The following is an 18,970-nucleotide window of genomic DNA, read 5'->3' as shown; positions in this document are numbered from 1 at the left end:
TCTTTTGCGGGGGTGGCGTCAGCCACCCCCCTTTTTTATGCAGTACACTGCAGGAAACATTCTGTCTTAGCCTGAGGACATCACGATGACAACAACAAGCGATCAATCACAGCAACAGGACCTGAGAAACGCCGAATGGAAGGTACGCACCGAGCTGGCCGCGGCCTACCGACTGGTCGCCCTGTTCGGCTGGGACGACCTGGTGTTCACCCATTTGTCCGCCCGGGTACCGGGCCCGGATCACCATTTTCTGATCAACCCCTATGGGTTGCTGTTCCATGAAATCACTGCGTCCTCGCTGGTGAAGGTGGATCAGGACGGGCAGGTAGTGGAGTCCGGTAATGTCAGCCGCGTGAACCCGGCCGGCTTCACCATCCACAGCGCCGTACACATGGGGCGTGAGGACGCAGGCGCGGTGATGCACCTGCACGCCTCCGATGGTGTTGCTGTATCCGCCCATCGGGATGGTCTACTCCCTCTGAGCCAGACCGCCATGCTGTGCCTGAATCACCTGAGCTACCACGATTACGAGGGCGTCGCCCTCAATCTCGACGAGCGGGAGCGGTTGATCAGGGATCTGGGCGACAAGTCGATGATGCTGCTGCGCAACCACGGCGTGCTCACGGCCGGCAAGGATGTACCGGAAACCTTTACCTACCTGTATTTCCTGATGAAAGCCTGCGAGATCCAGGTCAAGGCCCAAAGCTGTGGCCCGACCTACCTGCCCTCGGAACAAGCTATTCAGACCACTGCCGACCAGTCTCAGGCGCTGGGTGGCGCGTCCGCACTGACATGGCCGGCACTGGTGCGACTGCTGGACAGCAAGAATCCGGGTTACGCCGTTTGAATCCACTGCCAAAAACAAGAGGAGTAATTGATGGTATCCATCGCGTTAAACGATCTGGACAGCTATACCGGCGTGGTTATCGGCCACAGCCCCTGGAAGACCATTAGCCAGGATATGATCCAGGCATTCGCCGATGCAACGGGGGATCACCAGTGGATTCATGTGGACGTGGAACGGGCCAAGCGGGAAGCCCCCTGGAAAAGCCCTGTGGCCCATGGATTCCTCACCGTGTCCCTGATCCCCCAGCTCAATCAGCAATTAATGTCGGTGAGCGGTACCAGCGCCAGCATCAACTACGGCATGAATAAGCTGAGATTCCCGGCAGCGGTCAGGTCCGGCTCCGATATCCGCACCCGGGTAGAGCTTCAGAGCGTCACCAAAGTGGATGAACAGCGCACGCTGGCTGCCTACAATACTACGGTGGAGATCCGGGGCGAGGACAAACCCGCCTGTGTGGCGGAGAATCTGGTGATGTATGTCGCCTAGATCGGCGACGCCACGAAGGAAAAAAGGGGCCATAAGGCCCCTTTTTCGTTCAGTAAACGCGAACGCCTGATCAGTCAATTTCCTCCTCAACGATCTTGCCGTTCTTCACCACCGCTAAGGTAGGATCAGTAATGAACCCGCCGTTTTCGGTCACACCGATGACTTCGTACGGGTTCTTGCTGGCATCCATGTTTTTCAGCGCACCGTCAACCGCTGCACGCAGAGTTTTCGGATCCGTGGAATCAGTGGCATCCATAGCTTCCACCAGAGCGTGCAGCGCCAGGTAGTTGAAAGCTGCTTCGGACCCGGGCATCTTGTCGTACTCGGCCTGGTAGCGCTCGATGAAGTCTTTCGCTGCATCGGTTTCATACACGCTCAGCGGCACCACACCGATAGCGCCTTCCACCATATCCAGGCCGCCAGCGACCTTGGCCACTTCATCAATCTTGGCCTGATCCATGACGATGAAGCCGCCCTGGAAACCCATCTGGCGTGCCTGCTGTACTACCAGACCGGTCGGCTCGGAGGCACCGCCCACAAACATCACATCCGGACCTTCGGAGATGATACGGCTGACGCCGGTAAAGAAATCCGCCGACTTGTTGTAGTCCATGGGGGTATCCGAAACGACTTCACCGCCCTTGGATTCCCACTCTTTCTTGACCATGGAGCTCCAGATCTTGGCGTACTCATGGGTGGCTCCACCCATGCCCAGCTTCTTGCCCTGATGCTCCAGGGCATAGTCGGTAAAGGCTTTGACGTAGCCATCAAAGGTGGGCGGAATGCGCAGGGTCAGGCTGTTTCCCTTTTCAGTGATGCTCGGCACGCTGGAGTAGGCCATCAGCAGGAAATCATCTTTTTCGTTAAAGTCCTGCAGAGCAAAAATACCACCGGAATGGGGCACGAAGATCGCCGCAACGTTGGACTCCTGCTTCAGTCGCTTGGCGTTGGTGGCCGCCTGAGCCGGCGAGTACCGGTCATCCAGGGAAACCAGGTTGACCGTGGTCTTCTCGCCGTTCAGATCAAAACCGCCTGCAGCATTGATCTCCTTCACGGCCATCCGCAGTCCGGACAGGGTGTTCTCGCCGTAGAGAGCTGCACCACCGCTCAGCGGACCGGTGAACCCAATATTCACTTCGCCCGCCATGGCACCGGCGGACAGGCTCACGCCCAGGGTCACCGCCGCGACAGCCTGACCCAGTTTTTTGGCTATTTTCATTGTTGTCTCCTGGTTGTGTTGTGCGTGTCTCTGTAATTGTTGTTTGAGGCCGATCAGGCCCCGATGTACGCCTTGCGAACCTGCTCATTGCCAAGCATCGCTTCCCGGTCACCTTCCATCACCAGGTGGCCGTTTTCCATGACGTACGCGCGATTGGCAATCTTGAGGGCCGCGAAAGCATTCTGTTCAGCCAGCAGCACGGTTGTGCCCAGACTGTTAATCTGCCTGATGGTTTCGAACATCTGCTTGACCACCAACGGGGCCAGGCCCAGGGATGGTTCGTCCAGCATCAACAAGCGCGGACGGCTCATCATGGCGCGACCGATAGCCACCATCTGTTGCTGGCCGCCGGACAGCGATCCTGCCGACTCATTGGCCTTGTCTCCGAGGATCGGAAACAGCTCCAGCACCTCATTCAGACGTTTCCGGTTGCCCTGACGATCACGACGGTGCACATAGGCCCCCATCATCAGGTTCTGCATCACGCTCATCTCGGGGAACAGCTTGCGCCCCTCGGCACACTGCACCACACCGTTGGAAACAATGGCGCTGGCTTTCATTCCGTTGAGCTGCTTGTCTTCGAAAAGAATGTCACCGGCGGCGGGTTTGACCAGACCGCTGATGGCGTTGAACAGACTGGTTTTACCCGCACCGTTGGCCCCAAGCAGCACCACCAGCTCTCCGGTATCCACGGACATCGAAATGTCCGTCAGGGCTTTGAAGCTGCCGTAGCAGACATCAACATGATTAAGCTGCAGCATCTTCATCACCTCCCAGATAGGCCTCGATCACCACCGGATTGTTACGCACTTCCTCCGGTGTGCCCTCGGCGATCTTTTCGCCGTGGTCCAGCACCATGATCTTGTCCGCCAGGCTCATGATCATGTCCATTTTGTGCTCGATCAGGCAGACGGTCAGTCCCTTCTCGTCGACCATCTTGCGCATCAGCGCAGCAAAACCGACCGTTTCCTCCGGGTTTATTCCGGCGGCTGGTTCGTCCAGCAGCACGATCTTGGGGTCGGTGGCCAGCGCCAGGGCAAAGGCCACGCGCTTGCGCTCTTCCTGGGTGATGTCGGCAATAAACTGACCCGCCACGTGGGTAAGCCCCACAAACTCAAGGGCTTCCATCGCTTTCTCTCGCGCGGATTTTTCTTCCCGTTGCAGGCGCTTGCTGTTGATCAGCACATCCCACAATCCGGAGCGCGTCCGCAGCCGATGCCCCACGATCAGGTTATCCAGCACGGTCGCCTGCTCGAACAGGTTGGTGGTCTGAAAAGTCCGTCCGACACCCAGCCGTGCGACCTTGTCGCTGGGCAGTGTAGTGACATCGACACCGTCCAGCAGGATGCGGCCGGACGTCGGCTCGTGCATACCGGAGATCAGATTGAAGAAGGTACTTTTCCCGGCCCCGTTCGGTCCGATAATGGCGTTGATCTTGCCCGTCTCGAATTCCACCGAGACATCGTTCACCGCGGCCAGACCGCCAAACATTTTGGTCAGATGTTCTACCTTAAGCATTGCTTTCCGCCTCCCTGGGTTGAACCGTATTCACCTTGCTTTCCTCACGCTTTTTTCCAGGCACCAGAGCCTGGGACTTGCGGTGCATCCAGGTCAGGAAAGAACCGGTAATACCCCTCGGGAAGAAGATCACCAGCAGCACCAGCAGCGGACCGAAGATGATCATCCGGTACTCTTCCAGGAACTGCAGGGACTGGGTGATCCACACAATACCGATGGTGCCCAGCAGCGGCCCCATGATGGTGCCAATGCCGCCCACCAGCAGATAGGTGATCATGTCGAACGTATGTTGGATGTTGGCCTCATCCGGACCGATGAAACGCACCATCCCGGCGTACAGAGCACCCGCCAGACCGGCGTAGGTGGTGGACAGTACAAACGCCAGGACCTTGTTGCGCATCAGGTTGATCCCCAGGGACTGGGCCAGCTCGTCTCCGTTGCGAATCGCGATGAACGTCCGCCCCAGCAGCGACTTCGACAACCGCCCCATGAACCAGATGGCGAACACCAGAAAGGCCAGCACCAGATAGTAGAACGGCGTGGTGTCGGTGAAATCCACCACACCGAAGCCATAGGGCGCGGCAATATCACGAACGCCAATGGCGCCATGAGTCAGCTCTTCCCACTTGTCGATCAACAGGTAGATGATGAACCCCACACACAGGGTAAAGATGGCAAAGTAATGCTCTTTCAGTCGCAGGGACACGATACCCACCAGAAACCCGAGCGCGGCGGTCATGACCAGTGCAGCCAGGAAGGCCGGCCAGAAACTCCAGCCATAGTCGGCGGTCAGCAGGCCCAGGGTGTAGGCACCGATGGCAAAGAAACCGCCGTGGGCCAGGTTCAGCTGGCCGCAGAAACCGGTAATGATGTTAAGGCCGTAGACCGCTATCGCCCAGACAAAGGCGGTGGCCATCACGTACACCTGATATTCGTTCGCCGCTACCAGCGGGAACAGCACAGCGAAGGCCAGCATCAGGTACTTGGCGGCTGGCGTCATCAACATGGATGCGAATTTAAACATGATCAGTGCGCCCCCTTCGCGAACAGGCCCTGTGGACGAACGGACAGGATCAGCACCAGCAGGCCGAAGGCAATGATGTCCTTGTAGGAAGTGGAGATGTAGAACCCACCGAGGGCCTCGGCGAAGCCGATAATCATGCCGCCGATAATGGCACCGGGAATGCTGCCCATACCGCCGAGAATGATGATTACGAAGGCTTTCATGATGACCAGGTGGCCCATGGCGGGGTACACCAGGTTGATCGGCGCGTAAAGGGTGGCGGCAAACGCAGCCAGCACGCCCGAGATCGCAAAGGTCATCATCGCCACACGGTTGGCATCAATCCCCACCAGGAAGGCGCCGTCGCGGCTCTGGGCCATGGCGATGATGGTCGCACCGGTCATGGTCTTGCGCAGAAACAGTTGCAGGGCCACCACCAGCACAAATGCGCCGGCAATGATCAGCAGACGCTGTTCAGGAATAATCAGCCCGTCGAAGTTCAGGATGCCGGTGAACGGCGAAGACATGCGGCGGAAATCCGAGCCCCAGAACATCTGCACCACCGCTTCCAGGAACAGCAGGATGCCGATAGCGGCAATCTTGTCGTGGATCGGCGGTGAATGCCTCAGGGGATGGAATACCAGGCGCTCACACAGTACGGCCAGGGCGGCGACTACAATGGCCGATCCGGCCATGGCAACCCAGTAATGCGCTCCCAGGTCGACCATGAAGAAGTAGGACATGAAGGCCCCGACCATATACAACGCACCGTGTGCGAAGTTCGGGATGTGGAGTATCCCGTAGACCAGGGTCAGCCCCAGGGCTACGAGACCGTAGATACTCCCCAGGGTTAACCCGTTGATGATTTGCTGAAAGAAAAGGTTCAAGTGTGCTCCTCCGCTGTTTTGTTGTTGTAGCGAGTTATGCGGTTCTGGGCAGGGCCTTGTGGCCCTGCATCAGCATGATGAAACAATTGCACTGAATGTCTCGCATGTCAATATTTAGAATATGCTTCCGCACTGCGAAACATTGAGACTGTAAATTGGCCTCAGGCCTTGCTCTTCCACTCCTCTTCCTGCAGCGCCCGCCACATCAGCTTGCCCGTGGGTGACTTCGGCAGTTCATCCACAAACTCAATGAGTTCAGGCACTTTGTATGCCGCCATTTGCTCCTTACACCAACTGACAATGTCCGCTTCGGTGGTCTTTCCATCCGCATCCGGCGTCAGCACAATGCAGGCCTTGACGGTTTCTCCACGCTTGGGGTGCGGCGAGGAAATAATGCACACCTCGTGGATCGCCGGATGCCGGTACATCAGCCCTTCCACTTCCGAAGGCCAGACCTTGAAACCCGAGGCGTTGATCATCCGTTTGACCCTATCCACCATGAAGAAGTAACCCTCTTCGTCGTAATAGGCCAGATCGCCGGTACGGAAGAAATGCTTGCCGTCGATTTCCACGAAGGCGGCTTCGGTTTCGGCCGGACGATTCCAGTATCCCCGGGTCACCTGAGGGCCGTTGGAAACAATTTCACCGACCTCACCCGGACCTTTCTCTTCCAGGGTGTCCACATCGATTATGCGGCTGTCGACATCGAATACCGGAATGCCCAGGCATTGGGCCTTGGGGTGATCCGGCGGATTGATATGGGTGGCAGCCATGGTTTCTGACAGACCGTAGCCCTCAATGTAGTCCAATCCCGTCATCGTCTTGAGCTTGGAGGCAACGGCCTCCGGCATCGCCGCACCACCACCGCCAATGGTGTTCAGGCTACTCAGGTCGTACTTCGCAATATCGGGGTTCGACAGGAAATCCACCGCCATGGTGACGATGTTGGTCCAGCCGCTGATCTGGTAGCGTTCAATCAACCGGGCCGCCGTGGTTCGGTCCCAGCGGGTCATGATGACGGTGGTCGAGCCACTGAAAATGGGGCTGTTCATGGAACTGGTCATACCGGTCACATGGAAGAACGGCAGCGTTGCCAACTGGACGGTATTGGCGGTGCTCAGATTCCAGAATGCACGATGCACGGCCGTGGCCATGACACTGCGGTGAGTGTGCATGCAGCCCTTGGGCGCGCCGGTGGTCCCGGAGCTGTAGGGAATCACCGCCAGATCGTCCGGACCGGCAGTGTGCGCCGTCGGCTTGTGCTCCGATGCCAGCGCCTGCTCCCAGGTCACAACGCCCGGAACGTGCTTTGACCAGGCCGGGGCGGCCACCTCCGCCGGCAGATCCAGGTCGGTGTCCTTGTTAACGTAAGTGTTGTAGGACGCCACCACGACCTGCTCCAGCCCCGTATTTTCCAGCATCGGTGCGATAAAACCTGCCAGCTCCTGCCCGGCCAGACACACGCTCGCCTCAGTATCGGCAATGTAGTGCTCCAGCTCGGCGGCCCGGTTCATCGGGTTGACCGGAATCACCACCGCGTCAGCACGGAGTATGGCGTAGTAGGCGATCACATACTGGGGCGAGTTCTGCATGTAGAGCAGAACCCGATCACCCTTTTTCACACCCTGCGCCTGAAGATAGCCAGCCATCGCTTCCACTTCAGCCAACAGCTGGCGGTAGCTCATGGGCGCGTCGTAAAAGATGGTGGCCGTGTGCTCCGGATACCGCAGGGCGGAAATTTCCAGATTGGTGAAAACGCTGGTATCAGGCAGCGTCATGGTCTTCGGTAACTCTTTGGGCCAGACGTTGTGATGGCGTGTAAATGTCATTGTTGTGATCCCCTCATACAAGTCAGTGGGCCGCCATGGCGGCCAGCTCAAATCGTTCGGTATCGCCGGGCAAGAGAGCCCGATGACGCAATGGTGTGATGGCAATGGCCTTCTCGCGCAGGACGGTGACATCTTCCTCCGGTGCCAGGATGTGGCGGGAACTGCGATCAAAACCCAACCACCAGTAGGGCAGGCTTCGGGCATCCTGCCCCGCCAGCAGCCGCGGCCGCTGAATGGAACCGGTGGATTGATGGCACCATTGCGCGTGCCGGATCACACCGGCATCGCAAGCTGGAAAGTTCACATTCCAGGCACGGTTCTCACCGGGTTGCCAGAGCTTGCGGACAATCTGCTCACCGAATGCCGACACCGGCGACCAGTCAATGCCTTCCCGGCTCAAAAAAGCCTGGCTCAGGGCAATGGCGGGTATGCCCATGTGTTCCGCGCTGAGCACCGCACCCACCGTTCCGGAGTACTGCACCGAGTCACTGATATTGGCGCCGCAGTTCACTCCGGACAGCACCAGGTCCGGCGGGGTTTCCCCAAACCACTGGGCCAGCGAATACAAAACGCAATCCGCCGGAGTGCCGGACACGGCGTAGCGGTTCTCCCCTTTTTCGTACACCCGCAGCGGGTCATGGATGGAAATACTCTGGCCCGCACCGCTGCGATCGTGCTCCGGCGCCACCACCCAGACCTCCTCGGCCAGATTGCGGGCAATACGTTCCAGAATCGCCAGGCCCGGTGCGTTGATGCCATCGTCATTGGTGATCAGGATTCGACGGACAATAGTCTCGCTCATGACCGGTCTCCCTCACTGGCAATTCTCCAGCCCACATCCGCCAGCTGACTCGCACGCTTACCCACTTGCAGCGCGTCGGCGTTAGCGGCATTGCCCTGCAGGGCGCGGGCATAAACGCCCTGAAGAATGGCTGCCAGGCGAAACAGCGAGAACGCCAGGTACACATGCCAGTCAGCGATACCGTCACGGCCGGTCTTTTTGCAGTAGCGGGCAATGGTTTCCTGCTCATCGGGAACGCCCAGGGCCTCCAGGTCCTCACCCAGCAAACCGCGGGAGCCTTCCATGTCCGAAGGCAAATGATAGGGAAGACAGTAGTACGCCAGATCCGCCAGCGGGTGGCCGAGCGTTGACAGTTCCCAGTCTAGGATCGCGACAACCTCGGGCTTGTCCGGCGCCAGCATCAGGTTGCCAAAACGGTAGTCGCCATGAGCGATGGCACACTCATCGGTGGACGGTAGATTCGCCGGCAACCACTCCATGAGCTTGTCCATGACGGGCATATCGTCGGTCTTGGACGCCAGGTACTGTTTCGTCCACCGGGCAACCTGCCGCGCGACATAGCCTTCGGGGCGACCGTAATCACTCAGGCCCACCGCATTCACGTCTACAGAGTGCAGCGTCGCCAGAGTATCAATGGCGGACAGGTGTGCAGGCATCCGCTCCTGACGGTCCAGCGCCCGCAGTCCCGGGTGGCTCACGATCCTGCCTTCCAGGAAGTCCATGACATAGAATGGTGTGCCAATGATGCTATTGTCTTCACACAGGGCCCGGGTAGTTGGTACCGGCACATCAGTGTGTTCAGACAGGGCCCGCATGACTTTGTATTCCCGTTCTACCATATGGGCAGAAGGCAGTGTTTTTCCGGGTGGTTTCTTACGTAATACGTAACGCCCACTGTCAGTATCCAGCAAGAATGTGGGATTGGACTGCCCGCCCTGAAATTGTTTCACGTCCAACCTGGCACCAAAACCATCAATGGCTTTCTGAAGCCAGGCGAGCAGTTGCGCTTCATCGAATTGGTGGGCTGGCAGCACGTCTACCAACTCTGGTGTCATACTCATTGTTCGTTCATGCCTTCTTTAATCTTTAAAGGTCGCAGCCCACACAAAGGTTTGGTGGCCGGCGGGTGGGGGTGCCTTTGTGCAGGGAATAAAGGCACCCCCACCCGTCGGCCTCCCCACTCTTGATGGCAATCCTCAGCAAATAGTTTCGCCGCCGTCGGCGACGATGACTTGTCCCGTGACGTAGGCGCTGGCCTTGGTGGACAGAAATACCGCCAGTCCGGCGATATCAACCGGGTCGCCAATTCTGCGCAGCGGGGTTTTATCCTCGGCGCGTTTGACGCGCACCGGGTCTTCCCACAGAGCCTTGGCAAAGTCGGTTTTGATCAGCCCAGGGGCAATACTGTTCACACGGATACCTTTCGGACCCCATTCCACGGCCAGGTTGCGGGCCAGGGCCGCTTCGGCGGCCTTGGACACACCGTAAGTGCCGATGGTGGTATTACCGCGAATACCGGCGATGCTGGATAGAAGAACAACAGCGCCCTCGCCTTTCTCAGCCATCTGCGGCAGCACCATATTGGTCAGCCAGAAAGTGCCTTTGACGTTGGTGTCCATGATCTTGTCCCAGGCGTCGTCGGTCATTTCTGCGGTGGTGCCGTAGACCGGGTTGGTCGCGGCATTGCACACCAGTACGTCGATGGAACCCCAGGCTTCGTTGGTCTTGTCCACCAGGTTCTGCAGGTCTTCTTTCTTGCCCACGTGACAGGGAATGGCGATAGCCTCGCAGCCCTGCTCTTTCAGCTCTCCGGCGACCTGCTCACAGGCGTCAGCCTTGCGGCTGGAGATCACGACCTTGGCACCCAGGCGGGCCATCTCTTCGGCGATAGAACGGCCGATGCCTTTGGTGGAACCGGTAATCAGGGCGATTTTTCCGGTCATATCAAAAAGCGGGTTGTTCATACTGGCACCTTATTCTCGAAAATCTTTCTCGGAGCTATGGGAACGAACGGGGAGGAGCCTGCCGGGACCGTCAAAAACATGGATGTTTTTGTCGAGCGTACATGGACGTATTCACAGCGTGTCCCGGCAGGCTCCTCCCCGTTCGTTCAGACACCCGACAACGCGGGCCTATAATATTTACCGATATTGCTTAAGTTCGATCTTGGCCACGGAATCCAGGTGCACCTCATCAGGACCGTCCGCCAGCCGCAGGGTCCGGACGTGGGCCCAGGCCTTCGCCAGGAAAGTATCCTGGGACACACCGGCACCACCGTGAACCTGAATCGCACGATCAATAATCTTCAGCGCCATACTCGGGGCAATCACCTTGATCATCGCGATTTCCTGACGGGCCACCTTGTTGCCGACGGTGTCCATCATGTGCGCCGCCTTCAGAGTCATCAGCCGCGCCTGCTCGATCTCGATACGACTGCGGGCAATGTCCTTGCGGATGGAATCGAAACTGGACAAAGGCTTGCCAAAGGCCTCGCGGGCATTGGCACGCTGACACATCAACTCCAGGGCACGCTCGGCGACACCGATGGTGCGCATGCAATGGTGGATACGGCCCGGCCCAAGGCGGCCCTGGGCGATCTCAAAACCACGGCCCTCACCCAGCAGAATGTTGTCCACCGGTACCCGCACATTGTCATAGTGAATCTCGGCGTGGCCGTGCGGCGCGTGGTCATAACCAAACACCGTCAGCGGGCGGATCATCTTCACCCCCGGCGTGTCCAGAGGCACCAGAATCATCGACTGCTGCTTGTGCTTCTCGGCATCCGGATCGGTCTTGCCCATGACGATGGCAATCTTGGCCGTGGTGGTCATGGCGCCGGAAGACCACCATTTGCGACCGTTGATTACATACTCGTCGCCTTCGCGGCGGATTTCACAGGCGATATTGGTGGCGTCGGAGGAGGCGACATCCGGCTCAGTCATGGAGAAACAGGAACGGATTTCGCCGTTGAGCAGTGGCTTCAGCCATTTTTCCTGCTGCTCTTTATTGCCGTAGCGGGCAATGGTTTCCATGTTGCCGGTGTCAGGAGCGGAGCAGTTGAACACTTCCGGGGCCATGGCCGAACGACCCATGACTTCGCACAAGTGTGCGTATTCGTAGTTGGTCAGACCGGCGCCGAATTCGCTTTCCGGCAGAAACAGGTTCCACAGACCGGCCGACTTGGCCTTGACCTTCAGTTCCTCAATGATCGGTACCGGAGCCCAACGGTTCTCCGCCTGCTCTACCTGCTCATGGTACTTGTGCTCATTGGGATAAATATGAGCATCCATGAATTCGTGAAGTTGCGCCTGCAGCTTTTTGGCTTTGTCAGACAGTTCAAACATGTCCAGTACCTCATTGGTTGATAGTCGTTGGCCGGCGGCGACAACACCGGCGTGTCTCTTGTTGTTTGGAGGGTCAGATCGGGACGCCTTCTGGACCTTCACTTCCGGAGCGGATACGGAAGGTGCCTTCAGCGATAGCCAGGAGGTTGCCCTTGTCGTCGTGGACTTCTCCGGTACTGTTAAAAATCCGGGTGCCGCCTGCGCGTTTGCGCCCGGTCACCCGAATCGTCCCACCGGAACACTGGCCGGTGAATGTCGTGGTCAGCGACAGGGTGATGGCCTTACGCATCCGACCGGGGTAGGGGCAGAAGGTGCCAGCCTCGGCCAGGACAATGTCCAGCAGTGAGGTCAGCACGCCGCCGTGGACCACGCCACCCAGGTTCAGGTGACGGGGCTGCAGTTCCAGCTCAATCACCGCCTCGTTCTCCTCCCAGGACACCTGGCGATACCCCAGCAGATTGTGGAACCCGGGCAGGTCCTGGCCGCCACGAATATGCAAACTCTCGTCATTCATTACACTTTCATCCCCGGCAGGTTAAGCGAAGCGGTGTTGCCACCATCCACGGGCAGGGCCTGACCGGTAATGTAGCTGGCGTCATCACTGGCCAGGAACAGAATGGCCGCGGCGATTTCTTCCGGTGCACCGTAGCGGCGCAGTTCGCAACGGGACCCCAGTTTGTGGGCCTTCTCGTTGGCACGGGCGTAGTCGAACACGGCCTGGGTCATCCCGGTTTCCACCAACCCCGGACACACGGCATTCACTCGAACATTGTCTGTTCCCAGGTCACAGGCAGCCGTCATGGTGAGATTGATAACCCCGGCCTTGGACGCGCTGTAGGCATTGCCGCCGGCACCGGAGCGGATACCCGCCACGGAGGCAGTATTGACGATTGAGCCCAGCTTGCGGGCCTGCATGTGTGGCGCCACATGCTTGATAAACAGCATGGTGCCGATCAGATTTACCGACAGGACTTTCTCCCACTCCTCCCGGTCATTGCCGGTGATGTCCGGGTGGCCACTGCCGGTACTGGCAATACCGGCCACATTGCACAGCACATCAATCCGGCCGAAGGCGGAAATGGTCTCCTCAACCAGCGACCTGACCTGGTCTTCATCCGCCACATCACCGATACGGCGCAGGGCCTCAGCGCCCTCAGGCATCAGCCCCTCGGTATCCAGCAGACCGGCTTCGGAGCGATCCACCATCATCACCTTTGCCCCTTCGCGGGCCAGCCTGACGGCGGTGGCCCTGCCGATACCGCTGCCCGCCCCGGTGACTATGGCTATCCGATTGTCGAAACGCTCCATGCCGATGCTCCTTATTGTGGTTTGTTGCGTCGTCATAAATTTCACCTTGACCGTAATTTGTCACGCCAACCGGTTTTGAGTCAATATATTCGAAAGCTAATTTCACTAGATAAAACACAAGAACACTGAGAGGCGATAAAATGAAAAGAACGCAGCACATGCCCGTTTACGCGCCCATGGATTCCGAGGAGACCATGGAAGCCATCGGTCAACGTATTCAGCAACTGGCGATGGAACGCCCGGACCATATCGCACTCATTGATGGTGAGACTCAGGTCAGCTGGCGGGAGCTGGTCAGACACGCCAATCGCATTGCCAATCGGCTGAGATCAGCCGGCCTGGAACGGGGCGATGCGGTGGCGGGGTTATCGGAAAACAGCATCGAATACGTCGCACTGTACCTGGGCACATTGGTCGCCGGTGGCTGTATGGTGCCGCTCTCAGGCATGGCCAGCGCTGGCAGCCTGGCATTGATGGTGGAGGATTGCGGGGCCCGTTTCCTGTTTGTCTCCAGAAAGAATTTCGGGCTGATTGAAGCGATGGCCGATAAGTTCGACACCCTGGGCCCCGATCAATGCATCGGGCTGGATAGCCGTGGCCCGCGGACCGGTCAGGACCTGGATTCCTGGCTGGGAGATATCGACGCCGAGGCCAACCCGGCGCCGGTGACCCTGGATGATCCATTCAATATCATTTACAGCTCAGGCACTACCGGCACTCCCAAGGGCATTCTCCACGACTATCGTTTTCGCCAGCGTCAGATGGTCCGCATGAGCCGCTTCGGGCTGGACGGCGATGCCATCAACCTGGTCTCCACTCCGATCTACTCCAACACCACCCTGGTGTCCGTGCTGCCCACCCTTTTCCACGGTGGCACTCTGGTACTCATGGCAAAGTTCGATGCCCGGCGCTTTCTCGAACTGGCCGAACGCTACCGTGTGACCCACGCCATGCTGGTGCCGGTTCAGTATCAGCGCATCCTCGCCGATCCGGAGTTCGATCGCTTCGATCTGTCCACTTTCCAGCTCAAACTCTGCACCAGCGCTCCGCTGGGAGCGAAGGTCATCCGGGAAGCCATGGAGCGCTGGCCAGGCAATATTCGCGAGGTGTATGGACTGACGGAAGGCGGCATCTCCACCAGCCTGGATTGCGCCGCCCGTCCGGACAAATGGGACTCGGTGGGGCTACCAACCGAAGGCGCGGAAGTCCGGGTGATTGATGACGATGGCAACGAGTTGCCTCAGGGCGAAACCGGGGAAATCGTCGGTCGCGCCATCTCCATGATGCGGGGTTACGTCAACCGCGAGGAACAGACTCAAGAGATGCTCTGGACCAGTCCTGAGGGTCTGGTGTTCTATCGCAGCGGTGATATGGGCCGAATCGACGACGAGGGCTTTGTCTACATCCTGGACCGGCGCAAGGACATGATCATCTCCGGCGGCTTCAATATCTATGCAGTGGACCTTGAAAAGGTACTGCATGCCCACCCTGGCGTCGCCGATGTCGCAGTGATTGGCATTCCCAGCGAGCAATGGGGTGAAACACCACTGGGACTGGTGGTGCGCAAGCCCGGCTGCACGCAGGATGAAACGGAAATTCTGGACTGGGCCAATGGACAACTGGGCAAGACCCAACGCCTGGCGGCGATTGAGTTTCGTCCGGAGCTGCCCCGCTCCACCATTGGTAAGGTACTGAAGCGGGAGCTGAGAGCGCCTTACTGGGCCTGAATAGCGGCCCTGTCGGAATACTAGCGCTTATCCATTCGTGCCAGAGCGGCCCGACAATCCTCCGACCGGAGCCGCTCGGCAAACACCGTGCGCTCCCGTTCGAGTGCCTCGCGCACCGCATCCTTCCACGGGGCCTTGATTAGCCGCTTACTGGCTCTCAGGGCTTCCCGGGGTTTGGCTGCGAGTTTTCTGGCCTGCGCCAGCGCCTCTTCCACCGCCTGCCCGTCATCGACGGCACGGCTGACCAGCCCACACTCCCGGGCTTCCTCGCCGTTCAGTGTTTCGCCCATAAGCAACAAATCCGCAGCGCGCCGTGACCCCAGGTGCAATGGCATGGTCACGGTGGAGGCGGCCTCCGGTACCAGACCCAGATCCACGAATGCGGTCTTGAAACGCGCGGAACGACCGGCAATGACGGAGTCACAGTGCAACAACAAGGTGGTACCGATTCCGATGGCCAGCCCTTCCACTGCTGCAATGACCGGTGTGTCGCACGCCATCAGGGTTTCAATGAAGGCCAGGCCAGCCGAGGGCTTCGGGCTGGCATCCGTAGCGCGGGCACGGAAGTCGTCTAGATCGTTGCCGGCGGTAAATACGCCCCCTTCACCACTGATCACGATGGCATGCACACGGGTGTCTGCCGCCGCTGCGCTCACGCCCTCAGCCAACGCCTGGTACATATCGCGAGTCAGGGCATTTTTCTTGTTCGCACGACTGATTACCAGGTGGGTAACACCTGACTCACTTTGCGCATTAATCACTGGACATCTCCTCTTGGACTAAACTTTGGTAACGGAATATAGACCTCCATCCTATTGCAAAACGCAAAGTGTGTGATAGATTCAGATACACGAATTCATTCTGCAACCAACAGTTCTGCAGTGCGAAACTAAAACAGGACGTCCAACACAACAATGACCGAGGTCCCGCAATGAAGATGCTAACCACCGCCAGAAAAACCCTGACCATCTACGGTAGCGCCCTGACCCTGGGCCTGACCGCCGCATTGGCCAGCGCTCCGGCAGCTGCCGAGGAAATCTATACCTGGAAAGTCCAGTCCCATTGGCCGGGTTCCAGCAGTTCCTATGAAGATAGCCTGGTTCGTCTCCAGAAGATTCTTGAAGAACGCACCGACGGACGCCTGGAGCTGGAGCTGTACGAAGCCGGCTCATTGTTCAAGGCCAAGGAAATCTTCAACGCTGTCAGCCGTGGCATTCTGGAAATGGGTACCATTTCCCCGTCTTATGCGCAGGACAAGATCACCCTCGCGGGCATTGCGTCCGGTCTGCCGTTCGCCTTCCGTAATGTCTGGGAAGCCGCCTATTTCCACCAGGGCCTCGGCTTTGAACAAATGCTTCGCGATGAAGCTGCCGAATACGGTGTCTACTGGGCAACCGACAAGGTCTACCCCACCGAGATGGTGGTCAAGCAGCCGATCAACAGCTGGGAAGATTTCACCAAGCTGAAAATCCGCTCTTCCGGTGCATTGCAGACATTCCTGACCGAAGCCGGTGCTGCCGCCTCCTATATCCCGGGTAGTGAACTCTATTCTGCCCTGGACTCCGGCATTGTCGACGGTGCCCACTGGGGCGCTTCCCAGGGTGCTTTCTCCATGGGTCTGTACGAAGTGGCCAAATACCACGTGCAGCCGGCTCTGAACATTGCTGGCACCGATGTCATCATCGTCAGCCAGAAGGCCCTGGACAAGCTGCCGGAAGACATGCAGAAAATCGTCAAGCAGGCGCTGAATGAGCAGTTCTGGTTCCGCACCAACGAGTACCAGTACAAGGAACGCATTACTCTCGCCAAGGCCATCAACGAACACGGCGTTGAGGTCAACACGCTGCCGGATGAGGTGCAGGATCGTCTGACCCAGACCGCCCAGAAATTGTGGGATGAGGAAGGCAAGCGCAGCGACAACGCCAAAAAGGCGCTGGACATGCTGAAAGACTACCTGGCAGAGCTGGGCTACCTGTAAGCGCCTGACACCTGAAACCGGCCGGGCCAGTTTTCTGGCCCGGCTTCGCTTATGAACCCACCGTTTCCCGGAGAATACCAATGGGTGTGCTGACTGCATTCATGAGAGGGGTAACTCGCCTCAATGAGGTTATCGGGCGCGGGATAGCGCTTATCGTCTTTGCTATGTTCGTGTTCCTGATCATGGAAGTGGCCTTCCGCTACCTGTTCAACTCACCCACCGTGTGGACCAACGAACTGACCCAGATGCTGTTTGGTATCTACGCCGTCATGTCAGGTGGTTACATCATGGCACACCGTGGCCACGTGAATGTCGATCTGTTGCATTCACACCTGCCCCCTCGTGGCCGGGCTATCCTCGACATTCTGACTTCCGTGGTCTTTTTCATCTTCACATTGGCGCTGTTGTACTTCGGCTACGACATGGCGAGTGAATCCATCGCCAGTTGGGAAACCTCCTATTCCGCCTGGAACCCGCCTATCTGGCCAGTGAAGGCAGCCATTCCACTGGGCACCGGTTTGCTGGTTCTGCAAGGTATCGTCAAATTACTGGAAGACATCGCAGTGGCCTTCAACCTCAGTTACTACACCCCCGAAGCACAGGAAGACGAAAAAGGAGAGGCACTGTGAGTATTGAAGTTCTGACCCTGCTGTTCTTCGGCTCCCTGCTGTTCTTCCTGCTGCTCGGGCTGCCACTGGCCTTTGTGCTGGGCGGCGTATCCGTCGTCTTCCTCTATTTCACCTGGGGCTTCGATTCCTTCTACATGGTGTCCTCGCAGATCTGGGGCACCATGGAAAGCTTTACCCTGGTGGCGATCCCCCTGTTCGTTTTCATGGCGATGATCCTGGAACGAACCGGCGTGGCCAAGGATCTGTACCGCATGATGCACCTCTGGTGCGGCGGTCTTCGGGGTGGTCTTGCCATCGGCACCCTGGGCATCTGTGCCGTCTTTGCGGCCATGGTCGGTATCAGTGGCGCAGCGGTTGTTGCCATGGGCACCATCGCCCTGCCGTCCATGCTGGAACGGGGTTATGACAAGAAGATGGCCCTGGGTGTGATCAACACCGGCGGTGGCTGGGGCATACTGATTCCCCCCAGCATCCTGATGATTCTCTATGCCCTGATCACTGGCGTATCCGTGGGCAAAATGTTTGCCGCCGGCATCATGCCGGGCATTCTGCTGATGGTGCTGACCGCCATCTACATCCTGGTGCGCAGCCATCTGCAGCCCGAACTGGCGCCCGCACTGCCCAAGGAAGAGCGCGGCACCTGGCCGGAGAAGCTTCGCGCCCTGCGGGCGGTGCTGTTGCCGATCGGCGTAGTCATTATGGTGCTGGGCTCCATCATTGGCGGCATCACCACGCCCACCGAAGCCGCTGCCATGGGTGTACTCGGCGCGCTGATTTCCGCGGCGGTGTACCGGCAGTTCAAGTGGAACATCCTGCAGGAAGCAGCCATCCGGACCTTCAAGCTCACTGGCATGATCATGTGGATACTGTTCGCAGCCCACGCCTTCAGTGCCGCCTATCAGAGCATGGGCGCCCAGGACCTGATCGAGAGCCTGATGAACACGATTCCCGGCGGCCCCTGGGGCATCATCATCGCCATGATGCTGATTGTGTTCCTGCTGGCCATGGTGCTGGACCCGGTCGGCATCATGCTGATAACCCTGCCGGTGTTCATGCCGATTGTGGAATCCCTGGGCTTCGATCCAATCTGGTTCGGCATCCTGTTCGTGATCAACATGGAAATCGGCTACATGACACCGCCGTTCGGCTTCAACTTGTTCTACCTGAAGGGCGTGGTGCCACCGGGCATCACCATGAAGGACATCTACTCATCGATCATTCCTTTCGTCCTTGTCGAGATCGTCGGCCTTGCCCTGATCATGATCTTCCCGGAAATCGCCACCTACCTGCCGGATCTTTTCTTCTGAGCCGGCCCGGCTGCCGGCACGCCTGAGCAGGTTGCGAGTTTCCAGGAGTAGTGTCTATTGTATAGATAAGCCCCCGGCACAAGGAT

19 protein-coding genes are annotated in these 18,970 nt (G+C 58.4%); 6 read left to right on the top strand and 13 right to left on the bottom strand.

What is annotated here, in order from left to right; all coding sequences use genetic code 11:
- The first annotated feature begins 85 nt into the window (after positions 1-85).
- Positions 86-847: a class II aldolase/adducin family protein gene (locus Q0Y21_RS16315; protein WP_297797732.1), complete on the top strand. Its 762-nt coding sequence runs from the start codon at positions 86-88 to the stop codon at positions 845-847.
- 30 nt (positions 848-877) lie between these two features.
- Positions 878-1,333, top strand: a complete 456-nt coding sequence (locus Q0Y21_RS16310) for a MaoC family dehydratase (protein WP_297797730.1) — start codon at positions 878-880, stop codon at positions 1,331-1,333.
- 70 nt (positions 1,334-1,403) lie between these two features.
- Here Q0Y21_RS16310 and Q0Y21_RS16305 read toward each other — a convergent pair whose 3' ends face one another.
- From Q0Y21_RS16305 to Q0Y21_RS16250, 12 genes are all read right to left on the bottom strand, one after another.
- A complete protein-coding gene (locus tag Q0Y21_RS16305; protein ID WP_297797728.1) occupies positions 1,404-2,552 on the bottom strand; it encodes an ABC transporter substrate-binding protein in 1,149 nt (382 codons plus the stop codon).
- A 53-nt stretch (positions 2,553-2,605) separates the two neighbouring features.
- The gene (locus Q0Y21_RS16300) at positions 2,606-3,313 is read right to left on the bottom strand and encodes an ABC transporter ATP-binding protein (RefSeq protein WP_297797726.1); all 708 of its coding nucleotides are present in this window, start codon (positions 3,311-3,313) and stop codon (positions 2,606-2,608) included.
- Positions 3,300-4,070 (bottom strand): ABC transporter ATP-binding protein, encoded by a 771-nt coding sequence (locus tag Q0Y21_RS16295; RefSeq protein ID WP_297797724.1) that lies wholly within the window; start codon positions 4,068-4,070, stop codon positions 3,300-3,302. The genes Q0Y21_RS16300 and Q0Y21_RS16295 overlap by 14 nt, the downstream gene beginning before the upstream one ends.
- Positions 4,063-5,094: a branched-chain amino acid ABC transporter permease gene (locus Q0Y21_RS16290; RefSeq protein WP_297797723.1), complete on the bottom strand. Its 1,032-nt coding sequence runs from the start codon at positions 5,092-5,094 to the stop codon at positions 4,063-4,065. The genes Q0Y21_RS16295 and Q0Y21_RS16290 overlap by 8 nt, the downstream gene beginning before the upstream one ends.
- A 2-nt stretch (positions 5,095-5,096) precedes the next feature.
- Positions 5,097-5,960 carry a branched-chain amino acid ABC transporter permease gene (locus tag Q0Y21_RS16285; protein ID WP_297797721.1) on the bottom strand — a complete coding sequence of 288 codons (864 nt, stop codon included), beginning with the start codon at positions 5,958-5,960 and terminating at the stop codon, positions 5,097-5,099.
- 161 nt (positions 5,961-6,121) lie between these two features.
- The gene (locus Q0Y21_RS16280; RefSeq protein ID WP_297797719.1) at positions 6,122-7,789 is read right to left on the bottom strand and encodes a long-chain fatty acid--CoA ligase; all 1,668 of its coding nucleotides are present in this window, start codon (positions 7,787-7,789) and stop codon (positions 6,122-6,124) included.
- A 22-nt stretch (positions 7,790-7,811) separates the two neighbouring features.
- The gene (gene surE / locus Q0Y21_RS16275) at positions 7,812-8,591 is read right to left on the bottom strand and encodes a 5'/3'-nucleotidase SurE (protein ID WP_297797717.1); all 780 of its coding nucleotides are present in this window, start codon (positions 8,589-8,591) and stop codon (positions 7,812-7,814) included.
- Positions 8,588-9,652 (bottom strand): phosphotransferase, encoded by a 1,065-nt coding sequence (locus tag Q0Y21_RS16270; protein WP_297797715.1) that lies wholly within the window; start codon positions 9,650-9,652, stop codon positions 8,588-8,590. Before Q0Y21_RS16270 ends, surE begins: the two co-directional genes overlap by 4 nt.
- 135 nt (positions 9,653-9,787) lie before the next feature.
- The gene (locus Q0Y21_RS16265; protein ID WP_297797713.1) at positions 9,788-10,555 is read right to left on the bottom strand and encodes an SDR family oxidoreductase; all 768 of its coding nucleotides are present in this window, start codon (positions 10,553-10,555) and stop codon (positions 9,788-9,790) included.
- Positions 10,556-10,732: 177 nt separating this feature from the next.
- Positions 10,733-11,941, bottom strand: a complete 1,209-nt coding sequence (locus tag Q0Y21_RS16260) for an acyl-CoA dehydrogenase family protein (RefSeq protein ID WP_297797835.1) — start codon at positions 11,939-11,941, stop codon at positions 10,733-10,735.
- Between the two features lie 67 nt (positions 11,942-12,008).
- A complete protein-coding gene (locus tag Q0Y21_RS16255) occupies positions 12,009-12,449 on the bottom strand; it encodes a PaaI family thioesterase (protein WP_297797711.1) in 441 nt (146 codons plus the stop codon).
- Positions 12,449-13,243: an SDR family NAD(P)-dependent oxidoreductase gene (locus Q0Y21_RS16250; protein ID WP_366517697.1), complete on the bottom strand. Its 795-nt coding sequence runs from the start codon at positions 13,241-13,243 to the stop codon at positions 12,449-12,451. The genes Q0Y21_RS16255 and Q0Y21_RS16250 overlap by 1 nt, the downstream gene beginning before the upstream one ends.
- A 140-nt stretch (positions 13,244-13,383) precedes the next feature.
- On the opposite strand from Q0Y21_RS16250, the gene Q0Y21_RS16245 reads away from it, so the two are divergent.
- Positions 13,384-14,970: a class I adenylate-forming enzyme family protein gene (locus tag Q0Y21_RS16245; RefSeq protein ID WP_297797707.1), complete on the top strand. Its 1,587-nt coding sequence runs from the start codon at positions 13,384-13,386 to the stop codon at positions 14,968-14,970.
- 20 nt (positions 14,971-14,990) lie between these two features.
- Here the strand turns inward: Q0Y21_RS16245 and Q0Y21_RS16240 are convergent, their stop codons facing one another.
- Complete coding sequence (locus Q0Y21_RS16240) at positions 14,991-15,731, bottom strand: enoyl-CoA hydratase-related protein (protein WP_297797705.1); 741 nt, start codon at positions 15,729-15,731, stop codon at positions 14,991-14,993.
- Positions 15,732-15,901: 170 nt separating this feature from the next.
- Between Q0Y21_RS16240 and dctP the strand changes: the two genes are divergently transcribed.
- The 3 genes from dctP to Q0Y21_RS16225 all read left to right on the top strand — a co-directional run bounded on the left by dctP (position 15,902) and on the right by Q0Y21_RS16225 (position 18,884).
- A complete protein-coding gene (dctP, locus tag Q0Y21_RS16235; protein WP_297797703.1) occupies positions 15,902-16,948 on the top strand; it encodes a TRAP transporter substrate-binding protein DctP in 1,047 nt (348 codons plus the stop codon).
- An 80-nt stretch (positions 16,949-17,028) separates the two neighbouring features.
- Entirely contained in the window at positions 17,029-17,577 is a 549-nt protein-coding gene (locus tag Q0Y21_RS16230; RefSeq protein ID WP_297797701.1) for a TRAP transporter small permease subunit, read from the top strand.
- A complete protein-coding gene (locus Q0Y21_RS16225) occupies positions 17,574-18,884 on the top strand; it encodes a TRAP transporter large permease subunit (protein WP_297797699.1) in 1,311 nt (436 codons plus the stop codon). Before Q0Y21_RS16230 ends, Q0Y21_RS16225 begins: the two co-directional genes overlap by 4 nt.
- The last annotated feature ends 86 nt before the right edge of the window (positions 18,885-18,970 follow it).

Source organism: uncultured Marinobacter sp., from assembly GCF_947259545.1.
GTDB lineage: Bacteria > Pseudomonadota > Gammaproteobacteria > Pseudomonadales > Oleiphilaceae > Marinobacter.
The sequence above is the reverse complement of the archived record's forward strand: the minus strand, read 5'-3'. Positions and strand labels throughout refer to the sequence as shown.